The following is a 395-nucleotide window of genomic DNA, read 5'->3' as shown; positions in this document are numbered from 1 at the left end:
CGGTGTACACCGGGTGCCCGAAGCCGATCACCACCTCTTTGTTGTCGATGCGGCGGCGAATGTCGGCTTCCGCTTCGTCCGGCGTTTCATAGCGTTGCTGGATCTCCAGCGACACCTCGTTGGCGCCGCCATGTTTCGGCCCGCGCAGCGCGCCAATGGCGCCGACGATCGCCGAATAGACGTCGGATCCGGTGCCGGCGATCACCCGGCCGGCGAAGGTCGAGGCGTTGAACTCATGCTCGGCGTACAGGATCAATGACGCGTGCATCGCCTGCTCCCAACTGGCGGAAGGCGCTTCGCCGTGCAGCAGGTGCAGGAAGTGGCCGCCGATGGAGTCGTCGTCGGTCTCCGGCTGAATGCGCTCGCCGTTGTGGCTGTAGTGATACCAATACAGC

Annotated in this window: 1 protein-coding gene; it reads right to left on the bottom strand. The window is 64.6% G+C overall.

The window, feature by feature from the left end; translation table 11 throughout:
- A partial coding sequence (locus tag KHA85_RS20540) for a citrate/2-methylcitrate synthase (protein WP_272875194.1) occupies positions 1-395 on the bottom strand: 395 nt, incomplete at both ends.

This window comes from Dietzia massiliensis (genome assembly GCF_018390595.1).
Taxonomy (GTDB): Bacteria; Actinomycetota; Actinomycetes; order Mycobacteriales; family Mycobacteriaceae; genus Dietzia; species Dietzia massiliensis.
Note: the sequence above shows the minus strand (reverse complement) of the source record. Positions and strands in the feature narration are given on the sequence as shown.